Source organism: Streptomyces sp. NPDC097107, from assembly GCF_044762405.1.
Classification (GTDB): domain Bacteria; phylum Actinomycetota; class Actinomycetes; order Streptomycetales; family Streptomycetaceae; genus Streptomyces; species Streptomyces thinghirensis.
The window spans coordinates 305,143-320,968 of record NZ_JBIWEF010000009.1 but is presented as its reverse complement, the minus strand read 5'-3'; the positions used below and the strand labels follow the sequence as shown (position 1 = coordinate 320,968).

18 protein-coding genes and 1 pseudogene are annotated in these 15,826 nt (G+C 72.9%); 10 read left to right on the top strand and 9 right to left on the bottom strand.

The window, feature by feature from the left end; genetic code table 11:
* Positions 1–175 precede the first annotated feature (175 nt).
* The 3 genes from ACIQ1J_RS23320 (at position 176) to ACIQ1J_RS23310 (ending at position 2,152) form a co-directional block, all read left to right on the top strand.
* A complete protein-coding gene (locus ACIQ1J_RS23320; RefSeq protein ID WP_403559527.1) occupies positions 176–490 on the top strand; it encodes a hypothetical protein in 315 nt (104 codons plus the stop codon).
* Positions 487–1,542: an SDR family oxidoreductase gene (locus tag ACIQ1J_RS23315; protein WP_403559524.1), complete on the top strand. Its 1,056-nt coding sequence runs from the start codon at positions 487–489 to the stop codon at positions 1,540–1,542. The genes ACIQ1J_RS23320 and ACIQ1J_RS23315 overlap by 4 nt, the downstream gene beginning before the upstream one ends.
* A gap of 283 nt (positions 1,543–1,825) precedes the next feature.
* Entirely contained in the window at positions 1,826–2,152 is a 327-nt protein-coding gene (locus tag ACIQ1J_RS23310) for a hypothetical protein (protein ID WP_403559522.1), read from the top strand.
* A gap of 209 nt (positions 2,153–2,361) precedes the next feature.
* Here the strand turns inward: ACIQ1J_RS23310 and ACIQ1J_RS23305 are convergent, their stop codons facing one another.
* Positions 2,362–3,162 carry a ribonuclease BN gene (locus ACIQ1J_RS23305; protein ID WP_403559519.1) on the bottom strand — a complete coding sequence of 267 codons (801 nt, stop codon included), beginning with the start codon at positions 3,160–3,162 and terminating at the stop codon, positions 2,362–2,364.
* Between the two features lie 178 nt (positions 3,163–3,340).
* Here ACIQ1J_RS23305 and ACIQ1J_RS23300 point away from each other — a divergent pair, with 178 nt between their 5' ends.
* Positions 3,341–4,402, top strand: coding sequence for a glucose 1-dehydrogenase (locus ACIQ1J_RS23300; protein ID WP_403559516.1), 1,062 nt, complete (start codon positions 3,341–3,343; stop codon positions 4,400–4,402).
* Between the two features lie 41 nt (positions 4,403–4,443).
* Positions 4,444–5,598 (top strand): enolase C-terminal domain-like protein, encoded by a 1,155-nt coding sequence (locus ACIQ1J_RS23295; RefSeq protein ID WP_403559513.1) that lies wholly within the window; start codon positions 4,444–4,446, stop codon positions 5,596–5,598.
* Between the two features lie 62 nt (positions 5,599–5,660).
* Here ACIQ1J_RS23295 and ACIQ1J_RS23290 read toward each other — a convergent pair whose 3' ends face one another.
* From ACIQ1J_RS23290 to ACIQ1J_RS23280, 3 genes are all read right to left on the bottom strand, one after another.
* The gene (locus ACIQ1J_RS23290) at positions 5,661–6,062 is read right to left on the bottom strand and encodes a hypothetical protein (RefSeq protein WP_210961231.1); all 402 of its coding nucleotides are present in this window, start codon (positions 6,060–6,062) and stop codon (positions 5,661–5,663) included.
* A gap of 180 nt (positions 6,063–6,242) precedes the next feature.
* Positions 6,243–7,556: a cation:proton antiporter gene (locus tag ACIQ1J_RS23285; protein ID WP_403559510.1), complete on the bottom strand. Its 1,314-nt coding sequence runs from the start codon at positions 7,554–7,556 to the stop codon at positions 6,243–6,245.
* A gap of 78 nt (positions 7,557–7,634) precedes the next feature.
* Positions 7,635–8,327: an ANTAR domain-containing protein gene (locus ACIQ1J_RS23280; protein ID WP_403559508.1), complete on the bottom strand. Its 693-nt coding sequence runs from the start codon at positions 8,325–8,327 to the stop codon at positions 7,635–7,637.
* Between the two features lie 244 nt (positions 8,328–8,571).
* Between ACIQ1J_RS23280 and ACIQ1J_RS23275 the strand changes: the two are divergent.
* Positions 8,572–8,883: pseudogene (locus tag ACIQ1J_RS23275) on the top strand (ATP-binding cassette domain-containing protein); the annotation flags it as partial.
* 16 nt (positions 8,884–8,899) lie between these two features.
* Here the strand turns inward: ACIQ1J_RS23275 and ACIQ1J_RS23270 are convergent.
* On the bottom strand, positions 8,900–9,331 hold the full coding sequence (locus ACIQ1J_RS23270) for a hypothetical protein (RefSeq protein ID WP_210961234.1): 432 nt from the start codon (positions 9,329–9,331) through the stop codon (positions 8,900–8,902).
* A gap of 102 nt (positions 9,332–9,433) precedes the next feature.
* Here ACIQ1J_RS23270 and nsrR point away from each other — a divergent pair, with 102 nt between their 5' ends.
* On the top strand, positions 9,434–9,880 hold the full coding sequence (gene nsrR / locus ACIQ1J_RS23265) for a nitric oxide-sensing transcriptional repressor NsrR (RefSeq protein WP_403559504.1): 447 nt from the start codon (positions 9,434–9,436) through the stop codon (positions 9,878–9,880).
* 219 nt (positions 9,881–10,099) lie between these two features.
* On the opposite strand, the gene ACIQ1J_RS23260 is transcribed toward nsrR, so the two are convergent.
* On the bottom strand, positions 10,100–10,450 hold the full coding sequence (locus ACIQ1J_RS23260) for a hypothetical protein (RefSeq protein ID WP_403559501.1): 351 nt from the start codon (positions 10,448–10,450) through the stop codon (positions 10,100–10,102).
* A 159-nt stretch (positions 10,451–10,609) separates the two neighbouring features.
* Between ACIQ1J_RS23260 and ACIQ1J_RS23255 the strand changes: the two genes are divergently transcribed.
* A complete protein-coding gene (locus tag ACIQ1J_RS23255; protein WP_403559499.1) occupies positions 10,610–11,323 on the top strand; it encodes an adenosylcobinamide amidohydrolase in 714 nt (237 codons plus the stop codon).
* Positions 11,324–11,334: 11 nt separating this feature from the next.
* Here the strand turns inward: ACIQ1J_RS23255 and ACIQ1J_RS23250 are convergent, their stop codons facing one another.
* On the bottom strand, positions 11,335–11,595 hold the full coding sequence (locus ACIQ1J_RS23250) for a hypothetical protein (RefSeq protein ID WP_403559496.1): 261 nt from the start codon (positions 11,593–11,595) through the stop codon (positions 11,335–11,337).
* A gap of 145 nt (positions 11,596–11,740) precedes the next feature.
* Entirely contained in the window at positions 11,741–12,424 is a 684-nt protein-coding gene (gene snpA / locus ACIQ1J_RS23245) for a snapalysin (protein WP_210961238.1), read from the bottom strand.
* A gap of 229 nt (positions 12,425–12,653) precedes the next feature.
* Here snpA and ACIQ1J_RS23240 point away from each other — a divergent pair, with 229 nt between their 5' ends.
* Together ACIQ1J_RS23240 and ACIQ1J_RS23235 are read left to right on the top strand one after the other, a co-directional pair.
* Positions 12,654–13,595 carry a LysR substrate-binding domain-containing protein gene (locus tag ACIQ1J_RS23240; protein ID WP_403559492.1) on the top strand — a complete coding sequence of 314 codons (942 nt, stop codon included), beginning with the start codon at positions 12,654–12,656 and terminating at the stop codon, positions 13,593–13,595.
* Positions 13,596–13,669: 74 nt separating this feature from the next.
* On the top strand, positions 13,670–14,425 hold the full coding sequence (locus ACIQ1J_RS23235) for a PepSY domain-containing protein (RefSeq protein ID WP_403559489.1): 756 nt from the start codon (positions 13,670–13,672) through the stop codon (positions 14,423–14,425).
* A 93-nt stretch (positions 14,426–14,518) separates the two neighbouring features.
* On the opposite strand, the gene ACIQ1J_RS23230 is transcribed toward ACIQ1J_RS23235, so the two are convergent.
* Positions 14,519–15,772, bottom strand: a complete 1,254-nt coding sequence (locus ACIQ1J_RS23230; protein ID WP_403559485.1) for an MFS transporter — start codon at positions 15,770–15,772, stop codon at positions 14,519–14,521.
* Positions 15,773–15,826 lie beyond the last annotated feature (54 nt).

Here is a 15,826-nt window from a genome sequence, read left to right as displayed (position 1 = left end):
TCCGTGCGCTGGTGGAGCGCCGTGCCGCCGGACGGCGGACGGGTTCTCACCTTCCTCTGCCCTTCGCGAAGGTCGGTCGGTTCCTGGCCGAACGGGTGAGTACCGCCCGGTTTACGGGCTGCCGGGGAAGGCAACTCCACAGACCGACCGTCGACCCCACGCCCGGGAGAGCCTCATGACCCAAGTCGCCGACCATGTGCTCCAGCGCCTGTCCGAGTGGGGCGTCCAGCGGGTGTACGGCTGTCCGGGTGATGGCGTCAACGGCCCGCTCGGCTGGGACGAGGCGCTCGCCGCCGACCGGCCCGTGGTCTCGGAGGTCAAGGTCGACGCGGAGATCGCGCCGATCCCGCCGCACATCACGAGGGAGCGGGGCGAGAAGGCGGTCAAGGCGGCCCGGCACGATCCGCAAGCCAGCGGCATCGCCACCAAGGGCGTACGCCACAAGCTCACCGAGTACGCCGAGCACCTCCCCGGCCGGGGCAAGAAGTGAGCGGCGGGCGGCGGGCGCCGCGGGGTGGCCGGCACCGCCGGGCGGAGGTCGTGGTCGTCACCGGGGCGAGCGGCGGCGTCGGCCGGGCCACCGCCCGGGCCTTCGGCGCCCGCGGGAACTCCGTGGCCCTCCTCGCGCGCGGTGAGCATGCCCTGGAGCAGGCGGCGCAGGAGGTCCGCGAGGCCGGCGGACGCGCACTCCCCCTGGTGGTGGACGTCGCCGACCCGGAGGCCGTGGACGCGGCGGCCGCCCGGATCGAGGAGGAGCTCGGCCCGATCGACGTCTGGGTGAACGCCGCGTTCTCGACCGTCTTCGCTCCGGTGGCGGAGATCGCACCGGAGGAACTGAGGCGGGCCACGGAGGTGACCTACTTCGGCTTCGTCCACGGCACCCAGGCCGCCCTGCGGCACATGACGCCCCGCGATCGCGGCACCATCGTCCAGGTGGGTTCGGCCCTGGCCCGGCGCAGCGTCCCGCTCCAGGCGGTGTACTGCGGGGCCAAGCACGCCATCCAGGGCTTCACCGACTCCCTGCGCTGCGAACTCCTGCACGACCGCAGCGGGGTCCGGGTGACCATGGTCCAGATGCCCGGACTCAACACGCCCCAGTTCAGCTGGGTCCTCACCCGGCTGCCCCGGCATCCGCGCCCGGTGGCCCCGGTCTACCAGCCCGAGGTCGCCGCAGAGGCGGTCCTGTACGCCGCCGACCATCCCGAGCGGCGCGAGTACTGGGTCGGCGGCTCCACCGTCGCCACCCTGCTCGGCCAGAAGCTCGCACCCGGACTGCTGGACCGCTTTCTGGCCCGGACCGGCTACGACTCGCAGCAGACGGACGAGCCCGTCGACCCGTCCCGCCCGGTCAACCTCTGGAAGCCGGCGGACGACACCGCACCGGCCGACTACGGCGCGCACGGGGTCTTCGACGACGAGTCCCACGCCCGCAGCCTCCAGTTCTGGATCTCCCGCCGCCGCCGGCCGCTCGCGCTGGGCGCCGCCGTGACCGGAACGGTCGCCGCGGTACTGGCCGAGGGCGTGCGCCGCCGTTGTCGGTGACGCGATGGTGACGCGATGCCCGGGCCGGGTGCGGGGCGCCGCGCGCCGGGTGCCGGGTGCCCGGCCGACGGCTGCGGGGCGCCGTCGCGGCACGGCGTGGGGGAGGGTGTCCTCGGCACGCCCGTCCTCCCGGGCCTCCGGCCCTCGGGCGGCTCAGGCCCAGGAGGGAGCCGTCCGCCGGGCGAGGACGTCCGGTCGAGGACGTCCTTCGTCCGGCGTCGACCAGGTACGTCTGCGTGTCGTCCCGCTGAGCGGCGGTGACGTCGACGGACCACACGGCCTCGTGCTGCCGGTCCTCCTCCAGCCGGATGCCGGTCACCTCGCCGACGTCCGGACTCTTCACCTGCTCGACGGCCTCCTCGGGCAGCACCTCAGCCGAGGCAGCCAGGGCGGAGACCCGCTCCTTGTCCGCGGCCGACCGACCCTCCGGCACGGCGGTGCCGAGGAGCCGACCGTGCACGGCGTCGGCGCGGACCAGGTGCACGGTTCCGTCCCGCGCGGCGACCCGGGTGTACCAGACGGGCCGCGGGTCGGAGACGGGCGCAGCGCCACCGAGAGCAGGCGGCTGCCGGAATCCTCGTCCAGCGCCTCCCGGACGGCCCGGTCGTAGGGCTCCCCGGCCTGCGGCAGCACCTCGGGGTGGGGAGACGGCGGCGGGCCGTCGCACGCGGCGCCCGTGGGGGCAGCGCGCCCGCCACGACCAGCGCGGACACCCCGGTACCGCGGGCACGACGCCGCACGGTGGGTGGTACGTGAGCGGGCGGGCCATGGGCTGTCCGCCTGCCTGGAAGCCGGACGGGAGCGTAGGCGGAGAAGGGGTCATTCGCGGTCGATGTTCCGTGTCCACCAGTGGTGCTCGCAGAACCAGTGGCCGACCATCGCGCCGCCGAGGACGACGAACCCGACCCCGATCAGCCAGGACTCCACCACCAGCACGATGCCGACCGTGCCGTAACTGATCGCGTTGTCGAGGATGAGGGGCGTGAACACGAGGTACGAGAAGCCGCGCAGACCGATCAGGCCCACCATGGTCGCGATCGCCCCCGGCAGCAGGTCGCGCCAGCGGACCTGGCTGCCCAGCAGGAAGTGCTGGCCCCACCAGAAGAACAGCATGCCCGTCGCCGTGGACAGCGCGATCCGCACCGACCCGTGCAGCGCGGTCCGCGTCTGCACCTCCTGGTAGAGGTAGGCGGTCAGCATGGCCACCCAGGTCGCCTGGCGCCAGACACGGTGCCACGGGCCGGAGGGCAGCTCCCAGATGCGTTCGTAGCCGTTCTGCACGCTCGCCGCGAAGGCCACGCCGAACACGGCGAGCGCGATACCGCCCCATACGCTCGTGGTGCCGACGATCTTGGTCGGCGGAGTGATGATGTCGGTCAGCACCCGGGCGGACCGGCCGGACAGCCCCATGCCGTCGGCCAGCCAGGAGGCGAACCCGCCGCGGGCCCCCAGGGGATCGAAGGCGGCCACCACGATCAGCAGCGGCGCCAGCGTGACCAGGGCGAGCGTGGCGAACCCCATGGCCCGGTGCATCAGCTCCAGGTCCCGGCCGCGCCGGACGAGGGCGGACGCGGCCAGCCGGTCCCACGCACGGTGGAACGGCTGCCGGAAGCGGTTCACGGGATGCTCCTCGGGCGGTCCCTTCGATGGCTCGCGGATGCGGAACTGAGTGACCCGTCGGCGGGCCGGACAAACGTGGCGCCACCCGGACGCGCGCCGCGCACCGACCGGACGGCCCTCGCATGGGCCGAACGATGCGGGGAACCGGATTCGGGAAGGCGAGCCGAGAGGAAGCATCATGCGCGCACTGACCGTCCGGCCCGGCGGGGACGGCTCGCTCGCGGTGGAGGAGGTGGGGGAGCCGAAGCCGGCCGCCGGTGAGCTGCTGGTCCGAGGGGTGGCTCTGGGCGTCTGCGGCACGGACCGGGAGATCGTGTCCGGCGCGTACGGCCAGGCACCGCCTGATCGCGACCGGCTGATCCTCGGCCACGAGTCCCTCGGTCGCGTGGCCGAGGCGCCGGACGGCAGCGGATTCGCCGTCGGCGACCTGGTGGCCGGCGTGGTGCGGCGCCCCGACCCGGAGCCCTGCGGAGCCTGCGCGCACGGCGAGTTCGACATGTGCCGCAACGGCCGCTACCGCGAACGGGGCATCAAGGAACTCGACGGGTACGGCGCCGAGCTCTGGTGCCTGGAGACCGACTACGCCGTACGCGTCGACGCGGGACTGGGCCTCGCGGGCGTGCTCATGGAGCCGGCCAGTGTGGTCGCCAAGGCATGGGAACAGATCGAGCGGGTGGGCGCCAGGGCCTGGTTCGAGCCCCGCGGCGTACTGGTGACCGGCGCCGGCCCGATCGGACTCCTCGCCGCGCTCCTCGGCCGGCAGCGCGGCCTCGACGTACACGTCCTGGACCGGGTCACCAACGGGCCCAAGCCCGACCTCGTGCGCGCCCTCGGAGCCACCTACCACAGCGGTGCGGCCGACGAGGTGTTCGCCGCCGTACGCCCGGACGTCGTGGTGGAGGCCACCGGGGCGGGCCGGCTGGTGTTCGACGCGATGCGCGGGACGGCGGCGTACGGCATCGTCTGTCTCACCGGCGTCTCGCCCGCCGGGCGGAGCCTGACCGTGGACGCGGGCACGGTGAACCGCGACATCGTGCTGGAGAACGACGTGGTGGTGGGCTCCGTCAACGCCAACCTCCGCCACTTCCGGCAGGCCGCCGACGCCCTGGCGCGAGCGGACCGGGAGTGGCTCCACCGGCTTCTCGACCGCCGGGTGCCGCTGGCACACGCGACACGGGCTTTCGAGCCGAGCGCGGACAACATCAAGACGGTGATCACGCTGGAGGGCGGCGCGGACTGACCGCTCGCCTGCGCGTACGTGACGGCCCGAGGGAGTACGGGATGACGCCGACGACCGGCTTGGACGCGAGGGCGCTGGACGGGCGCACGGTCGACGCGGTCGACGTCCACGCCTTCGAGGTCCCCACCGACGGCCCGGACGGCCGGGAACAGGACGGCACCCTGGAGTGGGACTCCACGACCATGGTCCTGGTGCGGGTGCACGCGGGCGGCAGTACCGGGCTCGGCTACACCTACGGGGACGTGTCCGTGGCGGCCTTCGCGCACTCCGTGCTGACGCCGGTGATCATGGGCGGGCCGGTCGCCTCACCACCGGCGCTGTGGGAGCGGCTGGGCACCCGGATGCGCAACGCCGGCCGCCCCGGCGTCGGGGCCATGGCCCTGTCCGCCGTCGACGTGGCGCTGTGGGACCTCAAGGCGAGACTGCTCGGCCTTCCCCTGGTCCACCTCCTGCCCGCCCACCACGACCGGGTGCCGGTCTACGGCAGCGGCGGCTTCACCAACTACTCCCAGGACCGCCTCACCGACCAGCTCACCGGATGGGTCGAGCAAGGCATCCCGCGCGTGAAACTGAAGACCTCGCGAGAACCGGAGGCCGACGTGCGGCGCCTGACAGCCGTCCGCCGGGCGGTGGGCGACGGGACGCAGCTGTTCACCGACGCCAACGGGGCGCTCGGCCGCAAGGAGGCCCTGTACTGGGCGCACCGGTTCCACGACGAGTGGAACGTGCGCTGGTTCGAGGAGCCCGTGAGCTCCGCGGACCTGGCGGGGCTGCGGATGCTGCGCGACCGGGGGCCGGCCCGGCTGGAGATCACGGCGGGGGAGTACGCCTTCACCGCCCAGGACTTCGCCAACCTCGTCGACGGGCCGGCCGTGGACTGCCTCCAGGCCGACGTCACCCGCTGCGGCGGCATCACCGGCGTGCTGGAGGTCGCCGGTCTGTCGGCCGGCCGTCACCTCGATCTGTCCGCGCACTGCGCCCCGGCGGTGTCCGCCCACGCCTTCTGCGCAGTGCGCCGGCTGCGGCACCTGGAGTACTTCCACGACCACGTGCGCGTCGAGCGGCTGCTGTTCGACGGCGTCCTGTCGCCCGACGGCGGAGCCCTGAGCCCCGACACGGGCCGGCCGGGGCTCGGCCTGGAGGTCAAGTGGGCCGACGCGGAGCGGTACCGCGTGCACGGTACCCGCCCGTCCTGACCGCGACCGGGAGACGGGCGAGCTGACCGCGACCGGGAGACATGCGGCCGCCGACGGCCTCGTCAGGGGTCCATGCGCTGCTGCTCACGCATGCGCTCGTTGTGCCAGGCGATGGCGGCGCGTATCTGTGGTTCCTGGAGGCCGGTCCGGCAGCCGAGCTGGTCCATGGAGAGCGCGGGCGAGCCCGTGGTCAGGGCGCGGGTGAGCTTCGCCGCCCACAGCTCCTCGTCCACGAAGGGCCGGTGCGCGTAACCGTTCTTGATCACGTCGAAGTGGTCGTCGCAGCACGCGGTGATGAGCCGCAGCCCGTCGAACCGCTCCTTGGTGAGGTGGGCCGCGGAGGAGTCCGGCACGTAACCGCTCACGGCTTCGTCCTCGGGGAAGACCCTGGCGCACAGGTCGCACAGCTCCATGGGGACCGGCTTGGCGGTCCGGCGGTCCTTCCTGCCCTTGCGCTTCCACATGGCGACTCCCGGGGATCGGCGTCCGGAATGCCGGAGTTACCCGCAGGGCGGGGAGCAAACGCACGCGGGTGAGGAGACCGCCGTCGTCCCGGCCGCTCCGGACGCCGCTACGCCGGCCTCACCGGCAGCTCGAACGAGTCGTTTGGCGGGACTGCCTTCCGTCGCTTCCTCGCGCGACGGTCACAGGCGCTCGCCGGCCACGTCGTCCTCGCTGGGCGTCCGCCCGGTGAGCCGTCGGCCCCGGGCCTTCAGCAGCCGCTGCCGGTCGAGACGGCGGATCACGGGTGAGGCGGTCACCCCGTGCAGGACGACGGAGACGAGAACGGTGAAGGCCACCACGGCCCACAGCTCCCCGGCCGGGACGTGGAAGCCCTCCGTGCCGAGCGCATGGGCGAGGTAGAACAGCGAGCCGATACCGCGGATGCCGAAGAAGGCGGTCACGAGGCGCTCCCGAGGGCCGGCGGCCGTGCCGAACTGCGCGACCCAGCCGGTGAGCGGCCGGGCGACGAGCAGCACGAGCAGACCGACGGCGGCGCCCTGCCAGGTCAGGTCGGCCAGGGCTCCCTGCGCGACGCAGACGCCCAGGAGGAAGAGGAGCCCGGCGGTGAGCAGTCGTTCGACCTGCTCGACGAAGTCGTGGAGCACGGCGTGGTAACCGTGGTCGCGTTCGGCGGCGCGGATGCGGCAGGCGGTGACGAAGACCGCCAGGAACCCGTAGCCGTGGGCGAGTTCGGTGATGCCGTAAGAGAGGAACGTGGCGCCCAGGGCGACGAAGCCCTCCCGGTGCTCGGACAGTCGCATCGACGCCCGGCCGGCGCGGAAGAAGAGCCAGCCGAGCAGCTTGCCGACGGCGAGACCGGCCAGTACCGCGATCACGCACCCGTACAGTACGTCGACCAGGAGCCAGTGCCCGACCCAGCCGCCGGACAGGCCCGTGCCCGCTGCCGCGGTCAGCGCGATCGCCGCCATGACGACGGGGAAGGCGAGGCCGTCGTTGAGGCCGGCCTCGCCGGTGAGCGCGAAGCGCACCTCGTCCTCGTCGTGCTCGGAGTCGGTGGGTGCGCCCACCCGTACCTCGGAGGCGAGCACCGGGTCGGTGGGCGCGAGCACGGCCGCCAGCAGCAGCGCGGCGGCCGGCGGCCAGTCCAGCAGCCACCAGGCGAGGAGCCCCGTGGCCGCGATGGTCAGGGGCATCGTGATGCCGATCAGCCGCCAGGGGGCTTGCCAGCGGCGCAGGCCGAGGGGACGGTTCAGCGCCAGACCGGCACCCATCAGCGAGATGATGACGCAGATCTCGGTGAGGTGCTCCACCCACACCCTGTCGCGCACCAGGTCGATCTCCGGCAGCGGCGTGGGCAGCAGTTGCAGCGCGGCCCCGCAGGCGAGGAAGACGAGCGGCATGGACAGCGGCCGTCCGGCCACCAGCCGGGGGAGGACGGCGGCTGCGAGGGCACCCGCCCCGAGCACGGCGAAGAGGAAGTCAGCCAAGGTCACCGCTGACGTGTGCCCGCTGCGGCGCCGGCGTACGCCGACCGCCCGGTTGAATCCCGGACGATTTTGTGACCCGAGGACTCAGGACAGGCCGCCCAGCTCGCAGACCCGGCGGGCGACGTCACGGAGTTTCTCGTTGCGGTCCTGCGAGTACCGCCGCAGCGCGGCGAAGGCCTGGTCCTCGGTCATGCGGTGCCGGCCCATGAGGATGCCCATGGCCTCGCCGATGGTGTGCCGGGTGCCGATGGCCTCCTGCAACTGGGCGTGCGTACGGGCGCTGGAGAAGGCGACCGCGGCGTGGGAGGCCAGCAGCCAGCCCGCCGTCTCGCTGGCGTAGGTGAAGGCGCCGGGCCGATACGAGTAGATGTTCAGCGCCCCGAGGTCCTCGTCCTCGGTGAACAGCAGGAAGCCCATCATGCTGCCCAGGCCCAGCTTGCGCGCTTCTGGCAAGTACTTGGGCCAGCGCCGTGGCTCGTCCGTGAAGTCGGCGATCCGGAACTGCCGCTGCCCGTCGGAGGTGCGAGCGGCGTCGAAACAGGGCCCTTCCCCGGCGTGCTCCTGAAGTTGGTCGCTGTCGACCACCACCTGGTCGGTGGGGGCGAGCGACTGCACCCGCTTCCCGCGCAGGATGAGGATGCCGGCGGCGTCGCAGCCCTCCACCAGCTGCCTGGCCGAACCGGTGATCCGGCTCAGCGTGTCGTTCACCGACTCCTGGGCCAGCAGATCGCGCGCCAACGACGCCATCTGCTGTGCGAACCCGCGCCAGTCCTCCATGCCGTTCCTCCTCGGTCCCTGGATGAGTGCCCCTCGGCCGGCCGGATGCAACAGGGATGTCCGAAAGCCGCCGTGGCCGGGCGTTCGGTTAAGCGCCGGACGAGACCTGGGCGGCGGTGGCGGTGGCGACCGCGGCGGTGCGGGAGTCCCCTACCCGGTTCGGTGTAGGCGCGGGCCGGACGGGACTTGAGGTGCCCTCGGTCAGATGGAGCCCGCCCGGGGCCGGGCGGGCTCCATCTGACCGGACCTCCTCGACGCGGCCGGAATGCCGGCCGGGCCGACCGCCGGCCCCCATCAGCTCCCCGGCGGCCGGCGCCGGCGCGTCGACCTCGCCCGCGCCCTGACGAACGACCCCGGTGTGCTGCTCGTCGACGAACCGGCCAGCGCCCTCGGCCACGAGCGGGGCGCCGCCGTCATCGACCTGATCACCGGCCTGACCCGGGAGCGGGACACGGCCACCGTGCTGGTCATCCACGACCACGCCCATCCGGCCGCGCCCGACCGTGTCACCGAGGTGCACGACGGACGCCTGACAGTGCCCGCACCGGCGCGCTGACCGTACGTCCGCCGGTTCAGGCGCCGCCCGGCCGGAGCCGGTCGGCGGCGTCCGGCGGCTGGATCCGCATGCCGGGGCGCCGCCGGTGCACGGTCAGGTACGTCACCCCGTCCGGGCCGGCGACGACGCCGCGGGTCGAGCCGTGCGGCAGCCAGGTCAGGACGCCCGCGCGCAGGGGGTGTTCGCCGTCGGAGCGGACGAGGACCGCCGCACCGTCGAGGACGAGCAGCAGGACGTCGAGGTCCGGTTCGGTGTGCGTGTCGACCCGCCCCGCCGCGGGGATGCGCACGACGTTGGCGTCGAGCTGCCGCCCCGGTTCCGCGAGCTTCCACAGGGCGCCGGCCGGTGCGTCCCCGCCGGCGGACAGGAGTTCCGGGATGTCGCACAGGACCCGGGGGAGGGGTGGACCGGCCGCCGGCCGGGGAAATCCGCCGTCCTCCGCCGCCATCAGGTGTCACCGTCCGTCGTTCGGCGTCCGGTGACGCGCTCCACGGAGCCATTGCCGTAAGTAAACACGAACCTATTATGCGTGTTTGATAGCGTCCTGGCTGTGCGGCTGACGAGGTTCACCGACCTGGCGCTGCGTTCCGTCATGCGCCTGGCGGTCGTGAGAGACGGTGACGACCCACTGACCACCCGCGAGGTGGCCGAGGCCGTCGGTGTGCCGTACACGCACGCGGCGAAAGCCGTCACACGCCTGCGGCACCTCGGCGTCGTGGAGGCGCGGCGCGGTCGCGGCGGCGGGCTGACGCTGACCGCCCTGGGGCGACGCGCCTCGGTGGGTTGGCTCGTGCGCGAACTCGAAGGCGACGGTGAGGTGGTCGCCTGCGACGGCGACCCGCCGTGCCCGCTGCGCGGGGCCTGCCGGCTGCGGGGCGCGCTGCGGCGCGCGCAGGAGGCGTTCTATGCCGCGCTCGACCCGCTGACCGTGGCCGATCTGGTGGCCTCGCCCACCGGTCCGGTCCTGATCGGGCTGACGGGCCGCCCCTCCGGGTGACGGGCCGCCTTGGCTGTTCGGCGGCCGACCGCCGGGTTGTCGAGCCGTCGAGTCGTGCCCGAAAACACGAATGTGATCTACCATTCTAGGAGTCGCTGTGCTCTCCGAACAGTCCGTCCCCATGGTCCGGGCCACCCTTCCGGCGGGGAGCGGCCAACGGAAGCGGCCACGGCCTGTCTCGGCCGGGCATCCGCCCACCGCGGCAATTCCGTGCCATCGTTAGGCCGCTGCGGTGAACGCGGTGGTGATGGCGGTGTCGACGCGGGCGTGCACGACCAGCCGCGGGCCCGAGGTGCCGGAGTTGTTCTCCAACAGCCGGCGGACGGGCGCGCTGTGGGTGACGACGCACATCAGGACGCCGAGCCGGCGGCACCACTGGTGGGCCCGGAGCACGGCGCTCACCGAGGCGGGGCCGGCGGCCCGCTCGGTGAGGACGATGACGACGGGGGTCGGCTGATGGGCGTCGACCAGGTTGGTGATGCGCGTGGTCAGCGTGGCCCGTCCGTCGATTCCCGGGTCCTGGCCCACCGTGATGACCAGGACCCCGTGCTCCAGGGTGTGGGAAAGCATCGTGGCCTCCGATCCGACGCCTGATGGCGAAGTTGTGTTCAGTGAAGGTGCCCGGTACCGCGTTCGCAACGCGCCCGCGGCCGCGCACACGGCACTGAGTACGATCGTCCGGTCCGCCGGCGACCTCCGTACCCTGATCGACGCAAGGAGCCCCGACCGTTGTCCGCTCTCCTGCCCCCGCCCCGTACCGGGCCCCGCCTGCTGGACCCGGAGCGGCTGACACGGGTGGAGGACGGAGAGCGGCTGCACGCCCTGCTGTGGTGCCCCGGACCGGGCTGGCGGATGGCCGGCAGTGCCGTGCTGGGCGGGGGGATCGGCGACCGCGCGTGGGTGCTCAACACCCAGGTCGCCCACGGCTACCGGCGAACCGACCCGGCGCGGCACCTGGCCGACCTGGCGCGCGCCGCCGGTGCCCGCGGGTCCGGGGTGGGTCTGATGACGGCCGCCGACGTGTCCGCCTTCGCGCGGGCGCGGGACGGCGGCGTGGAAGCCGTGGTGACCGCGGGGATCTCGGTCCGCGGTTGGGCGGCCTCACCCGAGCAGGGTGCCGCCGCGCCCGCCGCGCCGGGGACGATCAACATCGTCGCCGAGCTGCCGGTCGCACTGAGCGACGCCGCCCTGGTCAATGCCGTGATGACGGCGACCGAGGCCAAGGTCCAGGCGCTGCCGGAGGCGGGCCTCGACTGTTCCGGCACGCCCACGGACGCGGTGTGCGTCGCCGCCCGCGCCGAGCGGTCGGGAGCCGGGGCCCACGCCTTCGCCGGCCCGCGCTCCGAGTGGGGAGCCCGGCTGGCCCGGGCGGTCCACCGGGCCGTGCTCTCCGCCTGCCCACCGGCCCGTGGACCCGGGGCCGGTCCGTCACCAGGCCGGTGAACCCGGGTCCGTCAGAGCGAGGTCCCGCGCCGCACCGCCACCACCCGCAGCGTCAGCGCCACGGTGAGCAGCACCCAGGCCACGGCGCAGTACGTCCACGCCGTCGCGCCCCTTGCGAGGTCAACGGCGCTCCAGACGGCCCACAGCGCGAGTACGACGCACAGCGCCGTCCACGCGGCGTCGGCGAGGCGGGTGCGCAACTGCGCGCGCTGCCGGGTGCCCGGTTCCAGATCGCCGAGGCCGTTGCCGGCGGGTGCCTGCCGCTCGTTCACGTCGAACTCCTTCGGAGGTTCGCTGGTTCGCCGAACAGTGAACTCCGGGTCCCCAGGGGGTGGTTGGGCAAGCGGTGACGGGCGCTCGGGCGTGGGGGGCGACCCGGTCCGGGCCGCCCCCCACGCTCGCGTCCGCCTCGGGCGATCAGCGCTGAGAGGTCTTCTGCAGCGCCTTGTCGAGAGCGGCCTTGAAGCCGTACGCCCACAGCTGGTTGACCCGGCCGCGCTCGTTGGCGTTCGGGTAGGCGTTGGTGCAGGACGGGCCGGGGCCGCCGCCCGACATCAGCTCGCTGCACGGGCCGGAGTAGTGGTCGGGCAGACCGAGCACGTGCCCGGTCTCGTGGGCGGTCACGCGGGTCGAGTTGTACTGCTGGTTCTGCCGGTAGTCGAGGAAGATGTAGCCGTTGCCGTGTCCGTCCGTGGAGGCGTACGAGCCGCGCGAGTCGTTGCCCTCGTAGTACGCGAAGTCCGCGCCCGAGCTTCTCTCCGCGAGCCGGACGTTGGACACCGAGCTGTTCCAGATCTGCGTGGAGCGGGATATCTGCGAGCGGAAGCTGGGCGCGTTCGTGGCGCTGTAGTAGACGGTGACGGCGGCCGTCGAGGTCGGGTTCGCGGCGCGCTTCTCGGCGACGGACTTGATGACCGCCTCGAAGAACGCCCGGTTGGCGGCGGCGTCTTCGCCCGAACCGGCGGCGGGCTGGTAGCCGACGTGGGCGCCCTGGGCCGGTGCCTGGGGAGCGGCGGCCGTCGCGGCGGGACCGGAGCCGAGTACGGCCGCCGTCAGGCCGAGGCCGGCCGCGGTGGACAGAAGGGGCAGGCTGATACGCATCGATGACTCCTTGTGTGGGGGAGTGGGGAGAGAAGTCGTCACCGGTGAGTGTGGAGCGCTCATGCGTCCGCTGTGATGATGGCAACAGGTGATAGGTCGGGGCTATCACCCACGGGGCCACCGCCGCGCGGACGCCCCGGAACAGCTTCGACCGGAGTGCAGAACTCGCCCTGATCCGCCGCGTTTTGTTCACCTGGCGCAACCAACTGTTCCGCCTTACGCTCCCTGCATGGAGCTCGAGGTGAGGCACCTACGCGCACTGTGCGCCATCGCCGACGCCGGCAGCCTGCACCGGGCGGCACGCCAACTGGGCGTTGCCCAGCCCACCTTGAGCACCCAGCTGAGCCGCATCGAACAGGCCCTGGGCGGCCCCCTGTTCACCCGTGAACGCACCGGCTGCCGACCCACGCCGCTCGGCCGGACGGTCCTCGGCCGGGCCCGTCCGCTGCTGGCCGACATGCGCACCCTGGTCCGGGAGGCCCGCGCCGCCGCGGCCGGCGGCGGCAGCCGGCTGCGCGTCGGATCCACGGCCAGCCGTGCCCTGGCCGGCTGGTTGCGCCGGCTCAGACAGCCGGGCCTGGAACCGACGCTCCAGATGGACGTCTCCGCCAACGCGCTGCTGCGCGGGGTCACCGACGGCCAGCTCGACGTCGCCTTCGTGCACGAGGTGGAGGGCTGCCCGCTGCACGTCCCCGAGGGGCTGCGGCTGCGGGTCCTCGTCGAACGCGAACCCCAGTTCGTCATGCTGCCCGCCGACCACCCCGCGGCCGCCCGGGCCGTCGTCCGCCTCGCCGACCTGGCCGGCGACCGCTGGATGGTCGACCCCACCGTCGACGGCGAGTGGGACGGCGTGCACCGCATGCTGCGCGCCGTCGGCCTCGACCCGCGCGTGCTGCACGGCGACTATCACACCGCCGCGTCCCTCGTCGCCACCGGCGAGGTGGTCACCGTCTGCCAGCCCAGCTCCCAGTCCCGCCCCGACACTGCCGTACGGCGGCTGTACGGCGACCCCCTCGGCGTACGCCTGCTGCTGGCCGCGCGCACCCGGGCCGAGCTGGACGCCGTCTACCCGTCGCTGGAGGAGGCGTACTGGGAGGTGGCCCGTCAGTCCACCGCGTACCGGGAGTGGCTGGAGCGCCCCGGGCCCCGTCTCGTACCGGCGGCCCCCTGAGCCGTATCGGCCATTGCGGTGGTTTTCCGCCCTAACCGGTATGGCAAGAGGGCCATATGGTTACGGAGAGGTGTATGAGCTCTGTGCGACGTCTTCCGCCTCTTCGTTCGATGGCCGTCATCTGTGCCCTGGGCAGTTCCGTCCTCCTGATGACCGGCTGCACGAACGCCGACACGACACGCTCCAGTGTCGCCGAGGCGGCTCAGACCACTCCCCCCACCACGTCCCCCACCAATACGGCTTCCGCCACCGACACCGCTTCCCCCTCTCCATCCGAGTCCCTGACCGACGACCAGGCCGAGCGCCAGGCGCTCGTCCCGAAGGCGAAGGTCACCTGGGACAAGGCGGCCGACACCGCCGTCAAGGAGGTCCCCGAGGGCAAGCTCGTCGACCTCGAACTGAAGCCCACGTCCGCCGAGGCCACCGCGTCGACCGGCTCGCCCAGCCCCAGCATGCCGAACCCGGCTCCCAGCCAGGGCGCCCCCGAGTGGGAGGCCAAGGTCGCCGCCCCCGACGGCACGGTGCACCGGATCGACGTCGACGCGGTCTCCGGCGAGGTCTTCCGCACCCAGGCCGAGGACCAGGACGCCGACGACAAGCAGCAGGTCGCCGACTGGCTGAAGCAGGCGACTCAGACGCCGGACCAGGCCGTGAAGGTGGCCACCGACAACGCCAAGGGCACCGTGACCCACGTCGAACTCGACGAGGGCGACGACCAGAAGGTCATGTGGTCCGTGGACGTCGTGTCGACCGACAACTGGGACAAGGCGACCGTGGACGTCGACGCGACCAACGGCAAGGTACTGCGCGAGGACGTGGACAGCGACTGAGCGCCGACCCCGAACACCGCGAGAGGAACCGAAGCAGCACGGGAGCAGCCGGGTGAGTCACCCGGCTGCTCCCGCCGCGTGTGCCCGCCGGTCTCAGGCGGCCGGCTCCACCGCCTCCGTCCGTCCGCCCGCCGCCGTGCGGGGCAGCGTCAGCACGGCAAGGAAGCCGCAGACCGCCACCGCGGCGAAGAAGTAGAACCCCCAGGGGTGACCGATTCCCGAGGCGACCAGGGCACCGGTGATCGACGGGCCGACGATCGAGCCGATCCGGCCGATCCCGGACGCCGAGCCGAGCGCGGTGCTCCGCACGGACGCCGGGTAGAAGCTCGTCACGTAGGCGTAGACGAGCACCATGGCGGAGAAGACGAACACGCCGGTGAAGAAGACGATGACGTTGAGCAGCAGGTCGCTCTCCATCTTGATGCTCAGGCACCCCAGCATGACCACCGAGACGGCGAACCAGACCATCGTGGTGCCCTTGATGCCCCGCCGGTCGGCGACGAACCCGCCGACGACCAGGCCGACGACACCGCCGATGTTGAGCACGAGGAGCTGGGTGACGGCCGTGGGCACGGGGTATCCGGCGTCGTTCATCAGCTTCGGCAGCCAGGTGTTGAGACCGTAGACCAGCAGCAGACCCATGAACGACGCGACCCAGATGCCGATGCCCGCCCGCAAGTAGGCCGGCTTGAGCAGTTCGGTGAACGGCACCCGCCGGTCCCCGTCCTGCTTGGCCCGGACGAAGGCCTCCGACTCCGGCAGCTTGAACCACTGGACGGCGGCGACCACGAGGCCGACGACGCCGAGCAGGTAGAAGAGGATCTCCCAGTCGTCGGTCACCTGGAGGGCGAGCAGCGAGGTGATCACCGCGCCGGTGTGGTAGCCGGTCATCGTCAGCGTGCTGGCCCGCGCCCGGCGGCTGGCCGGCATGTGCTCGGCCATCATGGTGAGCGAGACCGGCATGCAGGCACCCAGGCCCAGACCGGCGATCAGGCGGAGCGCGGCGAACATCGCGACGGAGTTCGCCAGCGGCACCACGATGGTGAGGAGCGAGAACAGCACCACCGAACCGATGAGCAGGCGGCGGCGTCCCAGCCGGTCGGCCAGCGGACCGACGCAGACCGCGCCGATCGCGACGCCCACGAGCGAGAGCGTCGCGATGGTGGTCGCGTCGCCCGCGGTCATGCCGAGGTGGTGGGTCTTGAGCAGGGTGGGGATGATGGCGCCGAGGACGACGAGGTCGTAGCCCTCCAGCAGGACGGTTATCCAGCAAAGGATCACCGTCCAGGCGCTGCTGCCGGCGCGGCCTGCCTTCGCGGGCGCGTCGGGCGTGGTGGCGGAAGCCATGGTGACTCTCCCCCCGGGGACGGGTGTGAGTGAGCGGAACCGGAACGGCCGGGT

Excerpts from the sequence above, each read along its gene's own strand:
- ACIQ1J_RS23320 (WP_403559527.1), top strand. The coding sequence starts at position 176 with ATGACCCAAGTCGCCGACCATGTGCTCCAGCGCCTGTCCGAGTGGGGC.
- ACIQ1J_RS23300 (WP_403559516.1), top strand. The coding sequence starts at position 3,341 with ATGCGCGCACTGACCGTCCGGCCCGGCGGGGACGGCTCGCTCGCGGTG.
- ACIQ1J_RS23295 (WP_403559513.1), top strand. The coding sequence starts at position 4,444 with ATGACGCCGACGACCGGCTTGGACGCGAGGGCGCTGGACGGGCGCACG.
- ACIQ1J_RS23290 (WP_210961231.1), bottom strand. The coding sequence starts at position 6,062 with ATGTGGAAGCGCAAGGGCAGGAAGGACCGCCGGACCGCCAAGCCGGTC.
- ACIQ1J_RS23280 (WP_403559508.1), bottom strand. The coding sequence starts at position 8,327 with ATGGAGGACTGGCGCGGGTTCGCACAGCAGATGGCGTCGTTGGCGCGC.
- ACIQ1J_RS23270 (WP_210961234.1), bottom strand. The coding sequence starts at position 9,331 with ATGGCGGCGGAGGACGGCGGATTTCCCCGGCCGGCGGCCGGTCCACCC.
- ACIQ1J_RS23260 (WP_403559501.1), bottom strand. The coding sequence starts at position 10,450 with ATGCTTTCCCACACCCTGGAGCACGGGGTCCTGGTCATCACGGTGGGC.
- snpA (WP_210961238.1), bottom strand. The coding sequence starts at position 12,424 with ATGCGTATCAGCCTGCCCCTTCTGTCCACCGCGGCCGGCCTCGGCCTG.
- ACIQ1J_RS23240 (WP_403559492.1), top strand. The coding sequence starts at position 12,654 with ATGGAGCTCGAGGTGAGGCACCTACGCGCACTGTGCGCCATCGCCGAC.
- ACIQ1J_RS23235 (WP_403559489.1), top strand. The coding sequence starts at position 13,670 with ATGAGCTCTGTGCGACGTCTTCCGCCTCTTCGTTCGATGGCCGTCATC.
- ACIQ1J_RS23230 (WP_403559485.1), bottom strand. The coding sequence starts at position 15,772 with ATGGCTTCCGCCACCACGCCCGACGCGCCCGCGAAGGCAGGCCGCGCC.